The sequence below is a fragment of the Nonomuraea helvata genome (assembly GCF_039535785.1).
Lineage (GTDB): Bacteria > Actinomycetota > Actinomycetes > Streptosporangiales > Streptosporangiaceae > Nonomuraea > Nonomuraea helvata.
In genome coordinates this window covers 424,569-445,933 of sequence record NZ_BAAAXV010000009.1, presented here as the reverse complement: position 1 = coordinate 445,933, position 21,365 = coordinate 424,569, and the positions used below count along the sequence as shown (strand labels likewise).

Sequence of the window (21,365 nt, the reverse complement as noted above, 5' to 3'; positions counted from 1 at the left end):
GTGGCGGGCTCGTCAGCGGGCGAGGGCCGGCGCGTCGGCGAAGATCTCGGCCAGGACGGCGCGCTGCGTGGGCAGGGCCTCGGCGTGGCGGGCGCGACCCTCGTCCGTGATGCAGACGAACACCCCGCGCCGGTCCGCGTCGCAGACCCCGCGCGACACGAGCGCGGCCTTCTCCAGGCGGGCCACCACCCGGGACAGGGCGCTCTGGCTCAGGTGCACCTCGTCGCAGAGCTCCTGGATGCGGAGCTTCCTGTCGTGATGGACGATCCGGTCCAGCACCTCGAACTCGCTCGGCCCCAGCCCGTGCCGATCGCCCAGCTCGCGCTCCAGCGCGCACATGGCCTTGGCGTGCTTGGCCAGGACGTAATGCCAGGTGTCGACCACGAACTCCTCGTCCATGTCGCGGAGGTTACCACTTCGCTAAAACTTATGCAACGGCATTAAATGCGTTTGCATTAGATGTGCTTGCATGTAGTGTTCTGTTCCATGTCCTCTTCCTCATCCCGTTGGGGCGCGCTCGTCGTGCTCTGCGCAGTGGTCTTTCTTGATGCCCTGGATGTCTCGATGGTCGGCGTCGCCCTGCCGGCCATCCAGCACGAACTGGGCCTGAGCACCTCTTCTCTGCAGTGGGTGGTCAGCGGCTACGTGCTCGGCTACGGCGGTCTTCTGCTGCTGGGAGGCAGGACCGCCGACCTGCTCGGACGGCGCAGGGTGTTCCTGGCCGCCTTGGGCGTCTTCGCCGTGGCGTCGTTGCTGGGTGGCATTGTGAACGACGGCGGGTTGCTGATCGCGGCCCGGTTCGTCAAGGGTGTGTCCGCGGCCTTCACCGCGCCCGCGGCTTTGTCGATCATCACGACTACTTTCCCCGAGGGTCCGGAGCGCAACAAGGCGTTGAGCATCTTCACCGCCTGTGGCGCCAGCGGCTACTCGCTCGGCCTTGTGCTGTCCGGCTTGCTCACTGAGATCGGCTGGCGGTGGACGCTGCTGATGCCGGTGCCCGTCGCGATCCTCGCGCTGCTCGCCGCTCCGAAGGTGCTGCGCGGCCGTGACGAGCGGGCCGAGGGCGGCCACGACCTGATCGGCGCGGTGCTGATCACCGCGTCCATGCTGCTGCTGGTGTTCACGGTCGTGCAGGCGCCGGAGGCCGGCTGGGCCTCGCTGCAGACCATCGGCTCGCTGGTGGGCGTGGCCGTGCTGCTCGGCCTGTTCGTCCTCGCCGAGCTGCGGATGCGCCACCCGCTGGTGCGGCTCGGCATCCTGCGCTCCGCCCACATCGTCCGGGCCAACCTGGGGCTGCTGATCCTCATGGGTTCGTACGTCGCCTTCCAGTTCGTCGCCATGCAGTACTTCCAGAACCTCCTCGGCTGGTCGGCCCTGGGTACCGCCCTGGCGTTCCTGCCCGCGGGCCTGCTCGTCGCGGTCACCTCGACCAAGATGGGCGACTTCGCCGACAGGTTCGGCACCGGCAAGCTGATCGTCATCGGCTCCGCCGCGCTGGCCGGCGGGTACGCGATCTTCCTCGGCATCGACCGCGACCCCAGCCTGGCCGGCATGGTGATCCCGGGCATGCTCCTCATGGGCGTCGCGTTCGCGCTCTCGTTCCCCTCACTGAACATCCAGGCCACCACCGGCGTGGACGACGACGAGCAGGGGCTGGCCTCCGGGCTGCTCAACACCTCCGGCCAGGTGGGCGGCGCGATCGTGCTGGCCGTGGTCACCGCCGTGCTCACCTCGGGCGGCGGCGAGACGCTCTCGATCGGCTCGCTGCGCTCGGCGATCGTGGTGTCGCTGGTGCTGGCCGTGGTCGGCCTGGCGATCGCGGCCACCGGCCTGCGCGCCCGCAAGGCCCCGGCCGTCGCGGAGGCCGGCGAGAACGCCAAGGTCTACGAGACCGTCTGACCGCCATCTCGACGCGACAGGGCCCCGTCGCACCCGGCGGGGCCCGGCCGCGTCATTCCGGCCCGGTCGCGAACGGCGGCCGGGAAACCCGCGCCGATCCGTTGCTTGCAGGCCCGTAACCTGGGCATCTACCGGGCATGCGCTCGTCATCCCCGGCCGCGCGCCGATCGGCCCGCTGCCGCGCGGCCGTCCTGCCGGCCTGCCTGGCCCTGCTCACCGCCTGCGGCACGGGCACGCAGGCCGTACTGACGGACAGCCCGTCCGTCAGCGGGTCTGCCGGGCACGAGCCCGGCGCGCCGACGAGCACCGCCGAGGTGGACGTCCAGCGCGACGGCATCGAGCCCGCCGTCGTGACAGGCGTGCGGTACGCCGCCCACGACACCTACGACCGCGTGGTCGTCGACCTGAAGGGCGAGGTCCCCGGATACACCGTCAGGTGGGTGGAGCAGTTCCTGGAGGAGGGCTCGGGCAAGCCCATCGAGGTGCGCGGCGGGACGTACCTCCAGGTCACGCTCTCCCCGGCCGACGCCCACGACGCCGACGGCAAGCCCACATGGACAGGCGGCCCCGTCTTCCCCGCGAACCTGGAGAACCTCACCGAAGTCGTCAGGACCGGCGACTTCGAGGGCCATGTCGGCATCGGGCTGGTGCTGGCGAGGCAGGCCGCGTTCCAGCTCAACGAGCAGGGCGATCCCAGCCGCCTGATCATCGACGTGGCACACTGACCTCGTGGTGAGAAAGATCGAGGCCCCGGCCCGCATACCCGTTCCCGGCGGCAAGCTCATCGACGAGCACGTCGGCCGCGTCAACAGTGGTGACGACGCGATCTCCATAGCCCACATGACGGCTCCGCCCGGCTGGACCGAGCCGCCGCAGACGCCGGAGTTCACCGAGTACACCGTGGTCCTGCGCGGCCTGGTGCTGGTCGAGCACGCCGAGGGCACGACGGAGGTCGCGGCCGGGCAGTCGGTGGTGACGTCGCCGGGGGAGAAGGTCCGCTACAGCACCGGCCCCGAGGGCGCCGAGTACATCGCGGTGTGCCTGCCCGCCTTCTCGCCGGAGAGCGCCGGTCGCGACTGAGCCGTACCACGTGGACGCCCTTATCATGGCCAGATGAGTCCCACGCTTGACGCGATCCGGCGGGCTCCCAAGGTGCTGCTGCACGATCACCTCGACGGCGGGCTCCGCGCCGAGACGATCGTCGAGCTGGCCAGGGAGACCGGCTACGATCGGCTGCCCACCACCGATCCCGACAACCTTCGCCAGTGGTTCGAGGAGGCGTCCGACTCGGGCTCGCTCGAGCGCTACCTGGAGACGTTCGAGCACACCGTCGGCATCATGCAGACGCGCGAGTCGCTCGAGCGCGTGGCCGCCGAGTGCGCCCAGGATCTGGCGGCCGACGGCGTGGTCTACGCCGAGGTGCGTTTCGCGCCCGAGCAGCACACCACCATGGGGTTGAGCCTCGACGAGGTCGTCGAGGCGGTGCTCGAGGGGTTCAGGAAGGGCTCTGCGGGGCGCGGCATCCGCGTCGGCACGCTGCTCACGGCCATGCGGCACAAGGCGCGCTCCATGGAGATCGCCGAGCTGGCCGTGCGCTACCGCGACGTGGGCGTGGTGGGGTTCGACATCGCCGGAGCCGAGGCGGGCTACCCGCCCACGCGGCATCTCGACGCGTTCGAGTACCTCCAGCGGGAGAACGCCCACTTCACCATCCACGCGGGCGAGGCGTTCGGCCTGCCGTCGATCTGGCAGGCGATCCAGTGGTGCGGCGCCGACCGCCTCGGGCACGGCGTGCGGATCATCGACGACATCTCCGTGGCCGAGGACGGCTCCGCCAAGCTGGGGCGGCTGGCGGCGTACGTGCGTGACAAGCGCATCCCGCTGGAGATGTGCCCCACCTCCAACCTGCAGACCGGGGCCGCCGCGTCGATCGCCGAGCACCCCATCGGGCTGCTGCGGCGGCTGAACTTCCGGGTCACCGTCAACACCGACAACCGGCTGATGAGCGCGACCAGCGTGTCGCAGGAGTGCGCCAAGCTGGTCGAGGCGTTCGGCTACGGCTGGGATGACCTGCAGTGGTTCGCGGTCAATGCGATGAAGTCGGCGTTCATCCCGTTCGACGAGCGGCTGGCGCTGATCAACGGCGTGATCAAGCCGGGTTTCGCGCAGCTCAAGTGGCAGCCGTGAAGCAGACCTACCGGTCCAGGACCGCGTTCGTGCTGGGGTGGGTCTGGCTGGCCTTCGTCGCCTTCAACGTGTGGGACCTGATCGCCCACTACACCGGCAAGTCCTCGCTGGTCGCCCTGGCCGTGCTCGGCGCGCTGACGGCGCTGGTCTACGTGGTCGCGATGCGCCCCGCCACCGTGTTCACGGAGGAGGGCCTGCTCGGTCGCAACCCGCTCCGCACCACGTTCCTGCCGTGGGCCTCGGTAGGGGACGTGACGGTGTCCCACTCGATCAACGTCGAGTACGGCGACGGGCAGGTGCTGCGGCTCTGGACGCCGATGAGCAGCGCCCGGGAGCGGGCCAGGGCGCAGCGGCGCGGGGCGCCCAGGCAGACGCGGGGGCGCTACCGCACCGAGCCTACGCTGTCGAAGGCCGAGCAGGCGGCGGCGGAGGCGTTCGCGGGCAAGACGCACGCCGACTGGGTGGGCGAGCAGATCCGCGAGCGCGCCGAGTCGGCCAGATTCCGCGATCAGGAGGCGGCGCCGGGCCGGGTCACGTGGTCCTACGACGCCATCGCGGTGCTGGTGGTGGCCGTGGTGCTGGTGGTCGCGGCGATCGTCATCGCCTAGGTATCGCCATAGGTTGACCCTGACACGGTGTGAGGCCCTACACCTAGAGGTGTCATGTTCAGCATCGGAGATTTCGCCAGGCTCGGGTTGGTGTCGGTGCGGATGTTGCGCCACTACGACGCCATCGGCCTGCTGCGCCCCGCGCACGTGGACCCGGTCACGGGCTACCGCTCCTATCAGGCCGCACAGCTGTCCAGGCTCAACCGGATCGTCGCGATCAAGGGCCTCGGCTTCACGCTGGAGCAGGTCAGCGCGATCCTGGACGAGAAGGTCAGCGCGGAGGAGCTGCACGGCATGGTACGCATGCGCCGCGCCCAGCTCGAAGCCCAGATCAACGCCGACCTGGCCAGGCTCCGAGGCGTCGAGGCGCGATTGCGCACCATCGAAAGGGAGGGCCACTTGCGGACGGCGGAGATTGTTCTCAAGTCGGTGAGTCCCGTCCGGGTCGCCGAGCTGAGCGCCCGGGCGGCCGGCTATGAGAGCGAGCACATAGGCCCCGTGATCACACCGCTCTTCGGCGAGCTCTGCCGCCGGCTGGAGGCCGCCTCCGTCCGGATCACCGGTCCGGGGCTCGCGTACTACGAAGAGGAGGACGACGGGTCCGTCATGATCCACGCCTGCCTGCCGGCCGCCGTGACGTCCGGCGACCCGTACGACTTCCAGGTGGTGGACCTGCCCGCGATGCCGACCGCGGCCACGATCATCCACCATGGGTCGATGGACGCGGCGCTGCCGACGTTCCAGGCGCTGGCCCACTGGATCGAGGAGAACGGCTACCGTTCTCTGGGGCTGGCGAGGGAGATCTCCCTCTACTGCCCCGACAACCTGGACGAATGGGTGACCGAACTCCAGATCGAGGTGACTCCGGCGTAGTGGACGCGACGGAGCTGGAGTGGCACCGGGGCGAGCTGACCGGTTACTGCTACCGCATGCTGGGCTCGGGGTTCGAGGCCGAGGACGCGGTGCAGGAGACGTTCGTCAGGGCGTGGCGCACGTACGACGCTTCGCGCGGACCGCTGCGCTCGTGGCTGTTCCACCTGGCCACGAACATCTGCCTCGACATGCTGCGCGGCCCGCAACGCCGAGCCCGCGCCATGGACCTCGGCCCGGCCGCCGTCCCGGGCGCCGAACTGGGCGCGCCCCTCCCTCCCGAACGCTGGATCCACCCCATCCCGGACAGTCGCGTCAGCCCCGAGGACCTGGCGGTGGCCCGCGAGACCGTCCGCCTGGCCTTCGTGGCGGCCCTGCAGCACCTCCCGCCCCGGCAGCGCGCCGTCCTCATCCTCCGCGACGTGCTCAGGTGGAGCGCCGCCGAGACCGCCGTTCTGCTGTCCACCACGGTCACCTCCGTCAACAGCACCCTGCAACGGGCCCGCGCCAAGCTCCCCGCCGTGGAGCCCGCCGACCTGGAGGTGGACGAGGAGCTCCTGTCCCGCTACGTGTCCGCCTTCGAGCGGTACGACGTGTCCGCGCTGGTGTCGCTGCTGCACGAGGACGCCACGATGTCGATGCCGCCGTTCACGTGGTGGCTGCGGGGCCGCGAGAGCATCCGGGCGGTGCTGCTCGCGTCGGACGCGCCGTGCGCCGGCGCCCGCCTCCTGCCGACCCGCGCCAACGGCTCGCCGGCCCTCGGCCAGTACATGGACGGCCGGGCGTTCGCCCTGGTCGTCCTGGACGTCGCGGGCGGCCTGATCACGGGCGTGACCACGTACCTGGATCCCGGCCTGTTCCCCTTCTTCGACCTGCCGATGAGTTTCGCCCACGCGCTCCGTACTGAGGGGTGAAGGAGGAAACATGCCACACATCATCGATGTCCCGGACCGTCCTTACATCGGGATCCGCAGGACCATCACCATGACCAGCTTCGGCCTGGTCGGGGACCGCATCGCCGGCCTGATCGGCTGGCTCGCCGAGCGCGGCGCGGCCCCCACCGCGGCCCCGTTCCTCAGGTACGACAGCATCAACATGGCCGAGGACCGGCTGGTGGTACAGGCCGGGGTGCCGGTTGCCACGCCGGTGGAGGGAGAGGACGACATCTTCGCCGACGTCCTCCCCGCGGGCCGCTACGTCACGGCCTCCCACCACGGCCACCCGGACCAGTTGGCCGGCGTCATCTCCTCGGTGCTGAAGTGGGGCGAGGAGCAGGGGCTGACCTGGGACATGACCGAGAAGGACGGCACCGAGCTCTGGGGCTGCCGCCTGGAGTTCTACAAGACCAATCCGCTGGAGGAGCCCGACATGAACAACTGGGACACCGAACTCCAGTTCCGCCTGGCCTGACCTCGAAAGCGCACAGAGACACCTGAAGCATCGCCTTCACAAGGCGCGCTCCGCGCGTCGAGAGCTTCGGACAACGCCCTGTGGGGGGCGCGGCCCCCCACAGGACGAAGCCGCCGACCGGTTTCTCCGAAGGACCCTGACAGAACGCCCTGGGGACATTTATCGCGTGTCATTCTTCCGCAAGCTCGACTCGGCGGAGACGCCGAAAACCACGGCTCCGAAGAGGCTTCGGATAGAAACACAATAATCGTCTTGAGTTTCATCTCCTGCTTGTAGTCCGTGGTCGTCGCGGGTGGCGATACGGGCCCGTCCGACTTCGCAGGACATTAAAGTACTCGCCTTCCGTTTTTCTTCCGTCCCTCTTCCGTCGCAGGTGAGCGATGGGATTGTCGCCTGGGAAGCCACTTTTCCGCCGCCGGTCGAACGGAGGGGATTGTTGTCGTGGGCGCTCCCATAATTCGCCGCCGCCCTCGAAGTCCGGGCGAATCTGGTATACCTCTCAAGGCCGCGCGAAATGCGCGCGCATAAACGATCGCGGAGTGCCTGACACAGGTCGTTGAACACCGCATCGTGCGAGACGCACAACGTTCCGGAAAGAGATCCGCATGTCCATGTACGAACGGCAAGCACCCGCCCACTTCGAAGACCGGCGCGCCGCCGAGGCCCCTCAGAGGCCGGCGAACTTAAGCCGAGCGGTGTACGCAGCCATCGCCGCCGCGACGCTCAACGTGATCAGCGCCATCGGACTCATCATCTCCGGCGCAGAGGCGATCAAAGAACAGATCGCCGCGAATTCGGACATGGGCTCTGCCTCCATCAACCCCGCCGAGGTCGACATCCACAGCGACCGGTTCGAGGGGCTCCAGATGATCTACTCTGGGCTCGCCTACAGCACGATCTTCTGGTCGCTCGTGCTCGTACTGCTCGCCTGGCTGGCGTTGCGCGGCGGCGGCGTCGTCCGGATCTTCGCCACGATCATCGTCATCATCTCCGTCCTGTTCAAGGCGGCGGACCTGTTCATCACCCTGCCCACGCTCACGCTGGTCGCCGACGTGCTCGTCGTCGTGCTGGGTGTGGCCGCGGCCATCTTCTTCTTCGGCGCCGGTGGCAAGGCCGCCCGCCAGGGAAGGTGACCCGCTCCGCCGCATGGCAGGCCCCAATGCCGGGAAGTTGAGGTCATCGGCGGTTGGCCAAGGTATCGGCCCGGAAACCGGAGGCATGAGAACGGAGATCCAGCAGAACAGGTGATCTTCCACGACCATCCGTCAACGGACTGGATCTCCGTCGGCGGAGCATGGGCTGCTGCTCCGTCCGGCATCGCGGCGACAGTCGGGAATGCCGTCATGAAGGCGGGCCGGGGATTTCTACGAGCTGCGGCTGTTGAGCTGGGTCAACGCGAGGTGGGTGTGGCTTGTCGGTGGGGGCTGAGATTGTTTCTCCGTGGATGAGTCGATCGAGCGCGTCGATGATCTGGACCGTGTGCTGGGGGTGGTGGATCGAGGCGAGGCGGTGCGTCGAGGCTGGTTGCATCGGATCGCGACGACGATCTGCCGCGACGAGGTGGGGCGGATCCTGGTGCTGCGCCGTTCGGAGCGGCATATCCGCTTTCCCGGTCACTATGACGTTCTGGTCGGTGGCGGTGTTGGCGTGGGCGAGTCGTATGAGGTGGCAGCGGCCCGGGAACTGGCCGAAGAACTGGGCGTCGGTGTCCCGGTGCGTTTCCTTTTCAAGTTTCTGTGCGGGCAGGGGGTCAGTCCCGTCTGGTTCGGCGTGCATGAGGCCGTCCTCACCGAACCGCTGGTCCCGGACCCGTCCGAGATCGCCTGGCTGGGCTGGCTGACCGAGACCGACCTGGCCGAGGTCGTTGATCAGTGGCGTTTCGTTCCATGCGGTCGAGAGGCCCTGCGCCGGTATCTGGGCGCGGGGTTCTGCGGCAGCGCGGAGCAGCCGTCGCCGGGATGACCTGTGCCAAAGCGTAGGTCGGGCGCCAGGGACGTTGCTCGACCGTCGCCGCTCAGTTCGATCATCCGATTTTGGCGGCTCACCTGGGTGCGGCAGGTTGTGGGCTTCCCGCAGCCGTCGTGTCCTCAAGTAGGTCTCATCGGTGAGACCAAGAGCGCCCTTATCGCCAGACGTCCAGCAGTTTCTCCGGCGTGATGTGCGTGATGCCCGCCACATCGCATCCGCTTCGGGAGACCGCATAGAGCGGCGTGGACGTGTCTGCTCCCGGCATCTTTGACTGGTGGACGATGAGTTCTTTCATGTCGTGTTGATCGAATGGCCGGTTCTCCAGCCACTTGATGGAGCCGAGCATGGTGATCTGCTTCGCGATCGGCTCCCGGTCGGCACCGACGATGTCGATCTCCGGATCGTTGCTGCGTGTCCAGTAACCGCCAATGGCGCCAGTCGGCTCGGGCAGCCCGTCCATGCGGCGGAACGACTCCTGGATCAGGGGCTCGATGGCCATTCCTCGCCACGATGTCCAGGACAGGCGGATCCGCTCCAGGACTCTGTCTCCACGGCCGCGCTCGATGTCGGTCAGGCGGGATCCGATGAAGGGGATCCAGAATCGCAGATGCGAGTCGATCACGCGATATCGCGAGTCCCGGGATGGGCGCGTCGACAGCGGTCTGTCCACGGCGATCATGCGCTTTTCCAGAAGAAGCTGGAGTGCGCGATTCATCGTCGCACGGGGGATGCCCTGGGTGGCGGTCGCGATATTGGAGTGCGTGCGTTGCCCGGAGCCGATGGCGTTGAGGACTTGATGAGCGTGCGCTTCAGGCGGGCACTCAGCAGCCAGGGCCCGCTCTCCGCTGACTATCAAGGCCGAGAGCGGGTCCTCGAGTGCCTGCTCCAAATACGTCCAGAGGGAACCGCCCTTGGGCCACTCCTCGCAGATCATCGGCAGCCCGCCCGACACCAGATGTGCGTCGAACGCCTCTGCGGGGGGAAGGTCGAGTGCCTCTCCGATGTCATATGGCGTCAGAGGGTGAACTACGAAATCAGCGGCCCGCTGGTAGAAGGGGCGGCTGTAGGTGTTGATCGCCTCCATCATGGACAGGTCAGAGCCGATGAGGAGCAACAGGACAGGCCGTCTGGAGAACTCCTTGTCGAAGAGCTTCTGGAGCACCCCCTCCAACGTGGGGTCCGCCTTGATGAGGTAGGGAAGCTCGTCGATGACCACGATGCTGGGGGAGTCCTCTGGCAGAGCCCGAGCCAGAAGGGAGAGAGCGTCATGCCATGATCCGGGTTGCTTGTCATCGAAGACCGACGCGGCGGGCAGGTTCGACGCGCGCGCCTCCTCGACGAAGGTGCGGAGTTCCTCGCCCAGCGTCTGACCGGTGGCTGTGTAGTAGACGTGGGGCAGCTGTGCTTGCCGGATGAACTCCTCCGCCAGCCGGGACTTCCCGACCCGGCGGCGCCCCCGTATGAGCAGCGCACGCCCAGGTCGGTCGAACCGCTGACGCGCCGTCTTCTCGAGAGCTCGCCGCAGGACGGTGAGCTCGCGGCGCCTGCCGATGAACGGTTCCATCGATCCTCCAGTTAGTCTCATGAATGAGACTAACTGAAGCGTTGGTATCAACGCATGGTCTTCGTGGCCCTCACTGAGGGTTTGGTCTCACGAATGAGACCTAGTCCTCCGCATGATGACCTTGACGGGGCGGTGCAACCAAATGTGGTTGCACCATCATTGGTTGTCTCGGCGATGAGACCAACCGAGAACCGGGCTACAGACCCAGAGTGACGGACAGGTCGCTCTTCAGGGCGTCGAGGTCGTGGGCGGCCTGGGCGCGCGCCTCCGCCACCTCACCGCTCACCGGAACGACGACCTCCAGATAGCACTTCAGCTTGGGCTCCGTACCGGAAGGCCGGACGACCACGCGGGCGTCGCCGGCGAGCCGGTACCGCAGCCCGTCCGTCGGCGGCAGGCCCCCGTCGCCCTCCGTCAGGTCGTCCGCACGCACCACTGCCCGGCCGCCCAGAGCGGACGGTGGGTGGGTGCGCAGGCGGGTCATGGCGTCTCTGATCAGGGAGAGGTCGCTCACGCGGAACGACAGCTGGGAGGTCGCGTGCAGGCCGTAGCGGCGGGCCTGGTCGTCCAGGAGGTCCAGCAGGGTACGGCCCGAGCGCTTGGCCGCCGCGGCGATGCCGGCCACCGTGAGGGCCGCCCCGATGCCGTCCTTGTCGTGGACCGGGAGGCCCGCGTCGGAGCCGACGCTGTAGCCGATGGCCTCCTCGTAGCCGAAGACCAGCCCGGGACCCGCCTTGATGATCCACTTGAAGCCGGTCAGCGTCTCCCCGTAACGGACGCCGTGCGCGCGGGCGATCTTGCTCAGCAGGGTGGAGGAGACGATGGTGGTGGCGACCATGCGGTCGCCGGTGGTGTGGCTGATCACGTGCTCGGCCAGCAGGCCGCCGACCTCGTCGCCGGTCAGCATGCGGCACGTCCCGTCCGGCAGCGGCACCCCCACCGCGCACCTGTCGGCGTCCGGGTCGTTGGCCAGGACCAGGTCGGCGTTGAGCTTGGCGGCCAGCGCGATGGTCAGGTCCATCGCCCCGGGCTCCTCCGGGTTGGGGAAGGAGACCGTGGGGAAGTCGGGGTCGGGGTTGCGCTGCTCCTCGACGGCCACCGGGTTCTCGAAGCCGGCGGCGAGGAAGGCGCCTGTGAGTGTGGCGCCGCCCACCCCGTGCAGCGGTGTGTACGCCACGCGCAGGCCGCGGGCGTCGCCCAGGGGCAGGGACTTCACGGCGGTGATGTAGTCGTCGACGATGCTCTCGCCGAGCTCCGTCAGCGTGCCGGGACCGTGGAGGGGGAGCAGGTCCACGCGGCCCACGGTGTCGATGGCGGCCGAGATGTCACGGTCGACGGGCGGCACGATCTGGGAGCCGTCGCCCCAGTAGACCTTGTAGCCGTTGTCCCGCGGCGGGTTGTGGCTGGCCGTCACCGTCACCCCGGCGTCCGCGCCGAGGTGACGTACGGCGAAGGCGAGGACGGGCGTGGGCAGCGGGCCGGGCAGGAGGGAGGCGTGCAGTCCGGCGCCCGTCAGCACGGCGGCCGTGTCGCGGGCGAAGACGTCGGACTTGTGGCGGGCGTCGTAACCGATGACCACGTGCTTGCCGGGCCCGAGCACCTTGGCCAGGCCGGCGGCGGCGCGCATGACGGTGACGCGGTTCATCCGGTTGGGGCCCGCGCCGAGCTCGCCGCGCAGGCCCGCCGTGCCGAACTCCAGCTTGGTCCCGAAACGGTCCTGCAGCGCGGGAAGGTCCCAGCGCTCCAGCAGGTCGGAGAGCTCGGCGCGGGTCTCCGGGTCCGGGTCCTGGGCCAGCCACTCACGGACCGCCCTTTCCAGGGTCACAGCTCGTCCACCACCTTGGACAGGAGCACGCCCATGCGGGCGGCCGTGGCGCGGCCGACCTCCAGGACCTCCTCGTGGTTGAGCGGCTCGCCCGACAGCCCCGCGCCCGGGTTGGTGACCAGGGAGACGCCCAGCACCTCCAGGCCGGCCTCGCGGGCGGCGATGGCCTCCAGGACGGTGGACATGCCCACCATGTCGCCGCCCAGCGTGCGCAGCATGCGGATCTCGGCCGGCGTCTCGTACGTGGGCCCGCGGAAGGCCACGTACACCCCCTCAGCCAGACTCGGGTCGATCTCGTGCACCAGCGCGCGCAGGCGGCGCGAGTAGACCTCGGTGAGGTCGATGAACGTGGTGCCGGTGATCGGGTTGGTCCCGGTCAGGTTGATGTGGTCGCTGATCAGGACCGGGTCGCCGACGTTCTGCGTCTCGGGGCGCAGGCCGCCGGCCGCGTTGGTGAGCACGAGCGTGCGCACGCCGGCCGCCGCCGCCGCGCGTACGCCGTGCACGACCGCGTCCACCCCGAGCCCTTCGTACAGGTGCGTGCGTCCGAGGAAGACCAGCGCGTGGCGCCCCGCCGAGGTGCGCACGACGCGGATCTTGCCGCCGTGCCCCGCCACGGCGGGCGCGCGGAACCCGGGCAGGTCGGTGAACGGCACCTCGCTCACCGACTCGCCGATCGCGTCGGCGGCGGGCACCCACCCCGACCCCATGACGAGTGCCACGTCGAAGGTGTCGAGGCCGGTCGCGTCGCGGAGAGCGGCGGCCGCCTCGGAGGCCAGGGTGTATGCGTCGATGGTCACAACTCAGTAGTTTATGAGGAGCCTGTCCAGTACCCGCACGCCGAACTGCAGGGCGTCCACCGGCACCCGCTCGTCCACGCCGTGGAACATCGACGCGAAGTCCATGTCCGCGGGAAGCCGCAACGGCACGAACCCGAACCCGCGCACCCCGAGGTCGGCGAAGAACGTCTTGTTGTCGGTGCCGCCCGACATGCAGTACGGGATCGCGCGAGCCGCCGGGTCCTCGGCCTTGAGCGCCGCGATCATCGACTCGACCAGCGCGCCGTCGAACGAGGTCTCCAGCGCGATGTCATGATGCACGAACTCGCGCCGCACCTTCGACCCGAGCAGCGAGTCGACGGTCTTGAAGAACTCCTCCTCGAACCCCGGCAGGAACCGCCCGTCGATCACCGCCGTGGCCTGGCCGGGGATGACGTTCGACTTGTAGCCGGCGTCGAGCTGGGTCGGGTTGACCGTGTTGCGCAGCGTCGCGCCGACGAAGCGCACGAGCGGCCCGATCTTGTCCAGGACCGGCTGCGGGTCGTCCTCGTCGAACGGGATCCCGAACGCGTCCGCGACCTCGGTGAGGAACCGCCGCACGGTCGGCGTGTAGGTGAGCGGCCAGTCGTGGTCGCCGATCCTCGCCACCGCCTTGGCGACCTCGGTGACGGCGTTGTCGCCGTTCAGCATCGAGCCGTGTCCCGCCGTGCCGTCGGCGATGAGCTTCATCCAGGCCAGGCCCTTCTGGGCCGTCTCGATCAGGTAGAGCCGCAGCGACGGGTCGACCTCCAGCGAGTACCCGCCGACCTCGCTGATCGACTCGGTGACGCCCTCGAACAGCTCGGGGTGGTTCGCGGTGAGGTACTTGGCGCCGTACACGCCGCCGGCCTCCTCGTCGGCGACCCACGCGAACACGATGTCCCGGCGCGGCCTGCGCCCCTCGCGCTTCAGCTGGCGGAGCACGGCCAGCATCATCGCGTCCATGTCCTTCATGTCCACGGCGCCGCGGCCCCAGATGTAGCCGTCGCGGACCTCACCGCCGAAGGGGTCGACGGACCAGTCGGCGGCGTTGGCGGGCACCACGTCCAGGTGCCCGTGCACGAGCAGGGCGGGCAGTGACGGGTCGGTGCCCTCGACGCGGGTGATCACGTTGCCGCGGCCGGGCTCGCTCTCGATGTACGTGGACTCGATCCCGACCTCGGCCAGCCTGGCCATGACGACCTCGGCCGCGGCCCGCTCGCCGGGGCCGCTGCCGTCCCCGTAGTTGCTGCTGTCGGCGCGGATCAGCTCCACGCAGAGGTCGGCGACTTCCTTTTCGGCGGGTGTCATGGCGTTTTCTCCCAACGGTGATCCAACGTGAGCAGTCCGGACTTATGGAGATGACCGCGTTTGTAGGCGCGGGTGATCAGGGTGAGGTCGCTGTCGGTGATCTCGTCGAACTGTCCGACGACGCGGGTCATGAAGCGGTAGAGGTCCGCCTCGTGCGCGGCCACCACCTGCACGATCAGCGAGTGGGTGCCCGAGGTGGCGGCGCAGTAGCGTACGTCTGGGTGGGCGGCCAGTCGCTGACCGACCAGGTCCAGCCCGTACGGACGCACCTTCAGCCAGAGCATGGCCTCGACCTCGAGTCCGAGCAGCGCGGGCTCCACCTCGGCGCGGGGCAGCAGCAGCCGCCGCTCGATCAGCGAGGTCACCCGCCTGCGCGCGGTCGGCACGGAGACGTCGAGGCGCTCGGCGACGGTCGTGAACGCGATCCTGCCGTCGGCGGCGAGCAGGTGGGCGATCTCCTCCTCCAGAGGAGACAGGCCCTCCTCGTCGGGCCGGCACTCGGGGGGCGGCGCGGGCCGCAGCTCGGCCACCTCCTCCTCGCTGAGGTACGGCGCGTGCCATTCGGCCACGGTCCTGAACGTGTGGAGCACCACCATGGCCTGCGTCTGCCGCACGCCGTCGATCTCGGAGACCTGTGCGGACAGGATGTGGTGCAGCTGCTCGCGCGACGGCGGGACCAGCTCGCAGCCGATGTCGGCGGCGCCGGTCAGCGCGTAGACCGAGCGCGTGTCGGGCCGGTCGGCCAGTGCCTCGGCCACCTTGCCCGCCGTGCCGGGACGCACCTGGACGTGCAGGTGAACCGGACGCCCGTGCCCGGTGCGCAGGTCGTCGTAGATGGCCGTGACGCGGACGACCCCCTCGGAGATCAGGCGCTGCAGCCTCCTCGCGACCGTGCGCTCGTGCTCGCCCACCGCTCTGCCGATCTCGCCCCATGAGGCGCGCGGACTGACTTGCAGCGCGGCGACGAGGCGCCGGTCGAGATCATCCACCTGCAACCTGTTCTATGTCGGGTTTGTAAATATCTGGCCAGAGATTTGACTGTTTCGGTCGTCCAACTGCACAGTAAGCCATCTCCGCACATTGCAGCAAAGGAGCCCCCCGTGGCGACCTCCCCCGTGACACATTCGCCAGTCGGCATCCCCAAGAGTCGTGTCCGCCAGCTCATGGCGGCCAGCATCGGCAACGTCGTCGAGTGGTACGACTGGTACGCCTACACCTTCCTCGCGACATACTTCTCCGCCCAGGTCTTCCCCAAGAGCGAGGGCGGCCTCGTGGCGCTGCTGAGCGCCTACGGGGTGTTCGCGGTGGGCTTCTTCATGCGCCCGCTGGGCGGCCTGCTGGTCGGCGCGTTCGCCGACCGGTTCGGGCGCAAGGCCGCGATGACATTCACGATCGTGCTGATGGGCGCGGGGTCGCTGCTGCTCGGCTTGACGCCGACGTACGAGGCCGTCGGCCTCCTGTCGCCGGTCATCCTGACCCTCGCCCGGCTCATCCAGGGCCTGTCCGTGGGCGGCGAGTTCGCCGCCGCCACGACGTTCCTGGTGGAGTCCGCCCCGCAGGGACGGCGCGGCCTCTTCTCGAGCTTCCAGTACGTCAGCACCACCATCGGCCAGCTCCTGGCCTCCGGCCTGGCCGCGCTGCTCGCCTCCAACCTCGTGAAGGAGGACATGGGCTCGTACGGCTGGCGCATCCCGTTCATCGTGGGCGCGGTGATCAGCCTCGTGGGCCTGTGGATCCGCAAGGGTGCGGACGAGACCTCGGCCGTGGCGGAGGAGATCCAGCGCGGTGAGGCCAAGCGGCCGAAGCTCTTCGAGTTCCTGGTGGGCTACCCGAAGGCGGCCGCCACGATCGTCGGCATCACGATCGCGGGCACCGTGGCGTACTACACCTGGACGAGCTTCCTGCCGATCTACGCGCAGATCACGGTCAAGTTCGACGCGGCGCAGTCGCTCCAGGTGGGCACGGTCTCGCTGTTCTTCTTCATGGTGCTGCAGCCGCTGCTCGGCATGCTGTCGGACCGCATCGGGCGCAAGCCCATGCTGATCACCTTCGGCGTCGCCTTCGTGGTGCTGCCGGTGCCGCTGCTCAGCACGCTGGGCAACTCGTTCGGGAGCCTGCTGGCCGTGCAGCTGATCGGCATGCTCTTCCTCGGCTGCTTCACCTCGATCTCGGCCGCGGTGAACTCCGAGCTCTTCCCGACCAGGGTGCGCGCGGCCGGCGCGGGCTTCCCGTACTCGCTGACCGTGGCGCTCTTCGGCGGCACCGCGCCGCTCCTCGGCACGGCGCTCAAGGACGCGGGCAACGTCGAGGTGTTCCCCTACTACATGTCGGCGCTGGCGCTGATCTCCACGCTGGTCTACATCTTCGTGCTGAAGGAGACCAAGGACCAGCCGCTGAGCTAACCGCCGTAAGAGGTGCAGGGGCGCTCCCGCAACTCCTTGACGTAGTCGTCGGGGGCGCCCGCCCGCTCCGCCGCCTCGGCCAGGCTGCCGAGGTAGCGGGCCGAGGGCAGGCCGCCCTCGTAGCCGTCGAGCACGTAGAACCAGGCCACGACCTCGCCCTCGAGGGTCTGCACGCGCAGCCGCACCTTGTGGTAGGCCCCGCGGACCGCGCCCTCCCACTGGTCGAGCGAGGTCTCCTCCCAGTCGGGCACGTCGTAGAGCACCACGAACACGTGCTCGTCGGGGTCCTCGACGATCGTGGCGAGCGCGCCGTCCCAGGCGGGGTCGTATCCGCCGAACGTCAGCCGCCATCCGGTCAGCCAGCCGACACCCCAGATCGGGGAGTGCGGGGCACGCATGGCCATCTGCTCCGGGTCCATGTTCGAGCCGTACGCGGCATAAAGCCGGAGATCACTCGGCTTACCTGCAGGACCTGAAAGCCACGCCACGATCCACCCCTCTCACCGGGTGCCGCTCGTCATTCAGCTACCGCGCCATCCTGTCACGCCGGCCGGCCGTCTCGGTCCATCGGCTGCACACCGGAGGACGACGTGTCACGCTTCGTGATCAAAGCTCCGCGCGTTCTCCCGAGATCCCATGGGTCAGTTGCCGCCTTACCCAGCTCATGCGGGACAATGGTGTATGTGACGAGGATCGTGATCATTGGTGGCGGACCGGGCGGTTACGAGGCGGCTCTGGTGGCCGCCCAGCTAGGCGCGCAGGTCACGATGGTCGAACAGGACGGCCCCGGTGGCGCGTGCGTGCTGACCGACTGCGTGCCGTCCAAGACGCTGATCGCGACCTCTGTGCGCAAGCAGGCGCTGCACGACGCGCCGTCGTTGGGCATCTCCTTCGACGGCGGGCCCGACGGCGAGACGGGCACGGTCGGGGTCGATCTCCCCCTGGTCAACAAACGGGTCAAGGAGCTGGCCCAGGCCCAGTCGGCCGACATCGCCACGCGCGTGGAGGCCGAGGGCGTCGAGATCATCAGGGCGCGCGGGCGGCTGGTCGAGCCGCAGGTGGTCAAGGCGGGCGACCGTACGATCAGGGCCGACGTGGTGCTCCTGGCCACCGGCGCGACGCCGCGCGTGATGCCCACCGCCGAGCCCGACGGCGAGCGCATCCTCACCTGGCGCCAGCTTTACGACCTGGAGGAGCTGCCCGAGCACCTCATCGTGGTCGGCTCGGGCGTGACGGGCGCGGAGTTCGCGGGCGCGTACCGCTCGCTGGGCTCCGAGGTCACGCTGGTCTCCAGCCGCGACCGGATGATGCCCAACGAGGACGCCGACGGCGCCGAGGTGCTCGAAGAGGTCTACCGCCGCCGCGGCATGAACGTCATGGGCCGTTCACGTGCCGCCGGTGTCAAGCGCACGGCCGACGGCGTGGTCGTGACCCTGGAGGACGGCCGCACGGCCGAGGGCACCCACGCGCTGATGACGGTCGGCATGATCCCCAACACCTCCGGCATCGGCCTGGAGGAGGCCGGGGTGCAGCTCGACCGGGGCGGCTTCATCAAGGTCGACAAGGTCTCGCGCACGTCCGCGCCCGGCGTCTACGCGGCCGGCGACTGCACGGGCGTGATGATGCTCGCCTCGGTGGCGGCCATGCAGGGGCGCATCGCGGTCTGGCACGCGCTCGGTGAGGCCGTCCAGCCGCTGCGGCTGTCCACGGTGGCCTCCAACATCTTCACCGATCCGGAGATCGCGGCGGTCGGCGTCGCGCAGCAGGTCATCGAGGCGGGCGAGGTCGAGGCGAACGTGGTCAAGCTGCCGCTGGCCACCAATGCGCGGGCCAAGATGCAGGGGTTCAACGACGGGTTCGTCAAGCTGTTCTGCCGGCCGCACACCGGGATCGTGCTGGGCGGCGTGATCGTGGCGCCGCGCGCCTCCGAGCTGATCCTGGCGGTGTCGGTGGCGGTGCAGCAGCGGCTGACCGTCGACCAGCTCGCCCACACGTTCGCCGTCTACCCGTCGCTGTCCGGGTCGATCACCGAGGCGGCCCGCCGCCTGATGCAGCCGGGCGTGTCCATCTAACTCTCGTTCAGCGCCTCCGCCTCCGCCTCCGCGCGCCGAGGCGCTCCTTGCCATGCCCGCCCACCGCTCTCAGGGGGAAGTAGGGCTCTGACCGTTGACGTTTGTTGGTATGGACAGCAAACTAATTCACGAGTTGGCGCAGCCGTTCGTTAAGGAGCTTCCATGCCCTATCGCCCCCCACTGGTCGCGCACGAGTATTTCGTCGCAGACCCGCCCGAGCTGCCGGTTCGCGCACGAGGCGAGGGTGGTCTGTCGGCGGTGACCGCCGCGGAGCTGGTCGCGGCCGACGGCGCCGAGGTGATGGTGAAAGCCGTCACCACGGCGGAGGAGACGCTGGTCGTCCAGGTGGGAGTGGCCGGTGAGGGAGTCATCCGGGTGCGGCTGTCGGAGGACGCGACCGCCAGGCCGCGTTCGGAAGGCGCCATCTCGCTGGTGACCCCCGGCACGTATCGAGGGGCACGTGTCGGGGCCGCGCCAGGGGAGCCGATCGTCGTGGACGCGGGCTCGCTGCGGGCCGAGATCAGCCTGGCGCCGTGGCACCTGCGCTTCACCGACGCCACCGGGAGGACGCTGGTCGAGCAGGACCGCGGGCACACCGACATCAGCGGGCGGCTGCGCACGCTGCCCTTCGGCCGCTCCAGCTCCGACGGCGCCCCCGTCGCCTACCACGAGAGCTTCGCCGCCGCCCCGGACGAGGCCTTCGCCGGGTTCGGCGAGTCGTTCACCCGGCTCGACAAGCGCGGCCAGCGCCCGCTCATGTGGAACTTCGACGCGTTCGGCGCCGAGTCGCAGCGGGCGTACAAGAACATCCCCCTGTACGTCTCCAGCAGGGGCTACGGCGTCCTCGTGGACAGCGGGGCCCCGACGGAGTTCGACGTGTGCCAGTCCACGCACAGCGTCGTGCAGATCATCGTGCCCGACGACGTGATGGACTACTACGTGATCGCCGGTCCGACGCCTTCCGACGTGCTGGACCGTTACGACCTGCTGACCTGCCGCCCGTCGCTGCCGCCGAAGTGGGCGTTCGGGACCTGGATCTCCTCCGGGTTCTGCGTGGACAGCCAGGAGCGGGTGCTGGCCAGGGCGCGGACGATCAGGGAGCGCGGCATCCCGTGCGACGTGCTGCACCTGGACACGTACTGGCAGGCCGACGGGCACTGGTCGGACCTGCAGTGGGATCCGGTGAACTTCCCCGACCCGGAGGGGATGCTGGCTGAGCTCAAGGGCATGGGGTTCCAGGTCTGTCTGTGGATGAATCCCTATATTTCCCACTTGAGCCCCGCCTTCTCCGAGGCCGCTGAAGCCGGATATTTCCTGAAGAATCAGGAGGGGGAGACCTACGTCGCCGACTGCTGGCACGGGTCCTTCCCGCCGTGCGGGATCGTGGACCTCACCAACCCGCAGGCGGTCGAGTGGTTCACCGGGCTGCTGAGAGACCTGCTCCGCCAGGGCGTGGCCGCGTTCAAGACCGACTTCGCCGAGGGCGTGCCCGCCGACTCCGTCGCCTTCAACGGCATGACCGGCACCGACCTGCACAACGTCTACACGCTGCTGTTCAACGACGCCGTCGCCGCCGTCACCCGCGAGGTGCACGGCCACGAGCTCGTCTGGGCCCGCTCCTCCTACCTCGGCGGCCAGCGCCACAGCGCCCAGTGGGGCGGCGACACCTACACCAGCTACGCCGCCATGGGCAGCACGATCAGGGGCGGCCTCGCGCACGGCCTGTCCGGCGTGCCGTTCTGGAGCCACGACGCCGGCGGCTTCACCGGCCGGCCCACCGACGACCTGTACGTGCGCTGGACCCAGTTCGGCGCGCTCTCCCCGCTGCTGCGCCTGCACGGGACGACCACCCGCGAGCCGTGGGAGTTCCCCGCCGTCGAGGAGCAGGCCGTCGGCGCGCTGAAGCTGCGTTACCGGCTGATGCCGTACATCTACTCGGCGGCCGTCGAGGCCGCGCGCACCGGCGCGCCCATGATGCGGGCGATGTGCGTGGACCATCCGGACGACCCGGTGGCCTGGCAGGCCGACCTGCAGTATCTGCTCGGCCGGGACCTGCTCGTCGCCCCCATGACCGCGCCCGAGGGCACCCGCCAGGTGTACCTGCCGCGCGGCCAGTGGGTGGACTACTGGACGGGCGAGGTGCTCGAAGGCTCCCGTTACGTCACGGTCAGCAAGCCGCTCGACCAGATCCCCCTCTTCGTACGGCACGGTGCGATCATCCCGGTCGCCACCACACCGGGAGACACGGTGGACGTGCCGGCCGAGATCACCCTCGTCGCCTTCGGAGGCGGCGACACGACGGTGGAAATCCACGACGAGGACGGCGTGACGGTCGCCGTCGTCACCAGGGACGGCGACGTGCTGCGCGTCGCCGTCACCGGCCCGAAGCGCGTCACCGGGGTCGAGATCGCCCCGGTGACCGGAGCTCCCGCACGGGCCGTCATCCAGTAAC

The 21,365-nt window shown here is 69.2% G+C and carries 21 protein-coding genes; 13 read left to right on the top strand and 8 right to left on the bottom strand.

Annotated features, from left to right (window positions below; all coding sequences use genetic code 11):
• Positions 1-12 precede the first annotated feature (12 nt).
• The gene (locus tag ABD830_RS34650; protein WP_344997223.1) at positions 13-399 is read right to left on the bottom strand and encodes a MarR family winged helix-turn-helix transcriptional regulator; all 387 of its coding nucleotides are present in this window, start codon (positions 397-399) and stop codon (positions 13-15) included.
• Between the two features lie 87 nt (positions 400-486).
• Between ABD830_RS34650 and ABD830_RS34645 the strand changes: the two genes are divergently transcribed.
• From ABD830_RS34645 to ABD830_RS34610, 8 genes are all read left to right on the top strand, one after another.
• A complete protein-coding gene (locus ABD830_RS34645; RefSeq protein ID WP_344997221.1) occupies positions 487-1,899 on the top strand; it encodes an MFS transporter in 1,413 nt (470 codons plus the stop codon).
• A gap of 137 nt (positions 1,900-2,036) precedes the next feature.
• Entirely contained in the window at positions 2,037-2,624 is a 588-nt protein-coding gene (locus tag ABD830_RS34640; RefSeq protein ID WP_344997219.1) for an AMIN-like domain-containing (lipo)protein, read from the top strand.
• A gap of 4 nt (positions 2,625-2,628) precedes the next feature.
• A complete protein-coding gene (locus ABD830_RS34635) occupies positions 2,629-2,979 on the top strand; it encodes a cupin domain-containing protein (RefSeq protein ID WP_344997218.1) in 351 nt (116 codons plus the stop codon).
• A 33-nt stretch (positions 2,980-3,012) separates the two neighbouring features.
• Positions 3,013-4,086 carry an adenosine deaminase gene (locus tag ABD830_RS34630; protein WP_344997216.1) on the top strand — a complete coding sequence of 358 codons (1,074 nt, stop codon included), beginning with the start codon at positions 3,013-3,015 and terminating at the stop codon, positions 4,084-4,086.
• Positions 4,083-4,694: a hypothetical protein gene (locus tag ABD830_RS34625; RefSeq protein ID WP_344997213.1), complete on the top strand. Its 612-nt coding sequence runs from the start codon at positions 4,083-4,085 to the stop codon at positions 4,692-4,694. The genes ABD830_RS34630 and ABD830_RS34625 overlap by 4 nt, the downstream gene beginning before the upstream one ends.
• A 54-nt stretch (positions 4,695-4,748) precedes the next feature.
• A complete protein-coding gene (locus ABD830_RS34620) occupies positions 4,749-5,567 on the top strand; it encodes a MerR family transcriptional regulator (protein ID WP_344997211.1) in 819 nt (272 codons plus the stop codon).
• Positions 5,567-6,478, top strand: coding sequence for a sigma-70 family RNA polymerase sigma factor (locus ABD830_RS34615; protein ID WP_344997209.1), 912 nt, complete (start codon positions 5,567-5,569; stop codon positions 6,476-6,478). Before ABD830_RS34620 ends, ABD830_RS34615 begins: the two co-directional genes overlap by 1 nt.
• Positions 6,479-6,488: 10 nt before the next feature.
• Positions 6,489-6,974, top strand: a complete 486-nt coding sequence (locus ABD830_RS34610) for a GyrI-like domain-containing protein (RefSeq protein WP_344997206.1) — start codon at positions 6,489-6,491, stop codon at positions 6,972-6,974.
• 667 nt (positions 6,975-7,641) lie between these two features.
• On the opposite strand, the gene ABD830_RS34605 is transcribed toward ABD830_RS34610, so the two are convergent.
• The gene (locus ABD830_RS34605) at positions 7,642-7,776 is read right to left on the bottom strand and encodes a hypothetical protein (RefSeq protein WP_344997203.1); all 135 of its coding nucleotides are present in this window, start codon (positions 7,774-7,776) and stop codon (positions 7,642-7,644) included.
• Here ABD830_RS34605 and ABD830_RS34600 point away from each other — a divergent pair.
• A complete protein-coding gene (locus ABD830_RS34600; RefSeq protein WP_344997200.1) occupies positions 7,775-8,107 on the top strand; it encodes a hypothetical protein in 333 nt (110 codons plus the stop codon). The two genes, ABD830_RS34605 and ABD830_RS34600, sit on opposite strands and share 2 nt — an antisense overlap.
• Positions 8,108-8,414: 307 nt before the next feature.
• A complete protein-coding gene (locus ABD830_RS34595; protein ID WP_344997197.1) occupies positions 8,415-8,936 on the top strand; it encodes an NUDIX hydrolase in 522 nt (173 codons plus the stop codon).
• A 160-nt stretch (positions 8,937-9,096) separates the two neighbouring features.
• Here ABD830_RS34595 and ABD830_RS34590 read toward each other — a convergent pair whose 3' ends face one another.
• The 5 genes from ABD830_RS34590 to ABD830_RS34570 all read right to left on the bottom strand — a co-directional run bounded on the left by ABD830_RS34590 (position 9,097) and on the right by ABD830_RS34570 (position 15,428).
• Positions 9,097-10,506, bottom strand: a complete 1,410-nt coding sequence (locus ABD830_RS34590) for an ATP-binding protein (protein ID WP_344997194.1) — start codon at positions 10,504-10,506, stop codon at positions 9,097-9,099.
• A 196-nt stretch (positions 10,507-10,702) separates the two neighbouring features.
• A complete protein-coding gene (locus tag ABD830_RS34585; protein WP_344997191.1) occupies positions 10,703-12,331 on the bottom strand; it encodes a phospho-sugar mutase in 1,629 nt (542 codons plus the stop codon).
• Positions 12,328-13,131, bottom strand: a complete 804-nt coding sequence (locus ABD830_RS34580) for a purine-nucleoside phosphorylase (RefSeq protein ID WP_344997188.1) — start codon at positions 13,129-13,131, stop codon at positions 12,328-12,330. The genes ABD830_RS34585 and ABD830_RS34580 overlap by 4 nt, the downstream gene beginning before the upstream one ends.
• 3 nt (positions 13,132-13,134) lie before the next feature.
• Positions 13,135-14,439: a M20/M25/M40 family metallo-hydrolase gene (locus ABD830_RS34575; protein WP_344997185.1), complete on the bottom strand. Its 1,305-nt coding sequence runs from the start codon at positions 14,437-14,439 to the stop codon at positions 13,135-13,137.
• Complete coding sequence (locus ABD830_RS34570; protein WP_344997182.1) at positions 14,436-15,428, bottom strand: Lrp/AsnC family transcriptional regulator; 993 nt, start codon at positions 15,426-15,428, stop codon at positions 14,436-14,438. The genes ABD830_RS34575 and ABD830_RS34570 overlap by 4 nt, the downstream gene beginning before the upstream one ends.
• A gap of 111 nt (positions 15,429-15,539) precedes the next feature.
• Between ABD830_RS34570 and ABD830_RS34565 the strand changes: the two genes are divergently transcribed.
• The gene (locus tag ABD830_RS34565; protein WP_344997179.1) at positions 15,540-16,841 is read left to right on the top strand and encodes an MFS transporter; all 1,302 of its coding nucleotides are present in this window, start codon (positions 15,540-15,542) and stop codon (positions 16,839-16,841) included.
• Here ABD830_RS34565 and ABD830_RS34560 read toward each other — a convergent pair.
• Positions 16,838-17,329, bottom strand: coding sequence for a gamma-glutamylcyclotransferase family protein (locus tag ABD830_RS34560; protein WP_344997176.1), 492 nt, complete (start codon positions 17,327-17,329; stop codon positions 16,838-16,840). The genes ABD830_RS34565 and ABD830_RS34560 overlap by 4 nt on opposite strands.
• Before the next feature lie 195 nt (positions 17,330-17,524).
• Here ABD830_RS34560 and ABD830_RS34555 point away from each other — a divergent pair, with 195 nt between their 5' ends.
• Complete coding sequence (locus tag ABD830_RS34555; RefSeq protein WP_344997173.1) at positions 17,525-18,913, top strand: NAD(P)H-quinone dehydrogenase; 1,389 nt, start codon at positions 17,525-17,527, stop codon at positions 18,911-18,913.
• Positions 18,914-19,075: 162 nt separating this feature from the next.
• On the top strand, positions 19,076-21,364 hold the full coding sequence (locus tag ABD830_RS34550; protein WP_344997170.1) for a TIM-barrel domain-containing protein: 2,289 nt from the start codon (positions 19,076-19,078) through the stop codon (positions 21,362-21,364).
• Position 21,365 lies beyond the last annotated feature (1 nt).